The organism is Myxococcus sp. AM010, assembly GCF_013372585.1.
In the GTDB taxonomy this organism is placed as follows: Bacteria; Myxococcota; Myxococcia; order Myxococcales; family Myxococcaceae; genus Myxococcus; species Myxococcus vastator.
Map to the genome: position 1 here is coordinate 1 of NZ_JABXEO010000250.1, position 419 is coordinate 419.

General features: G+C 55.8%; 1 tRNA gene. It reads left to right on the forward strand.

The annotated features are described in order from the left end of the window. Positions 1–52 precede the first annotated feature (52 nt). Positions 53–129, forward strand: a tRNA-Ile gene (locus tag HV826_RS36555). Positions 130–419: the final 290 nt, after the last annotated feature.

Below are 419 nucleotides of genomic sequence, written 5' to 3' on the forward strand. Positions count from 1 at the left end.
AGCTCTTTGAGAATGAAGGACGCTGTAGGGTTTGCCGACGCGGTAGCCCCCTGGGCCTATAGCTCAGTTGGCTAGAGCGCGCGCCTGATAAGCGCGAGGTCGGTGGTTCAAGTCCACCTAGGCCCACCATTTCCTCCTCAAGCGGGGAGGAAGGCGGTGACGCGCGCGAACCCATCAGCTCCACACAGGTTTCCTGAAGTCCAGGAAGCGTTCTTTGACAAGTGCATACGAAGGGTAAGTTCAATTTCTGCTGAGAGAAGTTCTCGCAGAAGCCCTGACAAAAGTACCCGCCGACGCCGTGAGGCGAAGGTGAGGGAAGCAGTCAGGTGCTTTTAATCAAGCGTAGGTAAAGAAGAAGTCTTCCAGGCTTGCTGCGAAGAGCAGGAGTCTGGGCCTTGGTTTCGAGTTTCGACAAACCG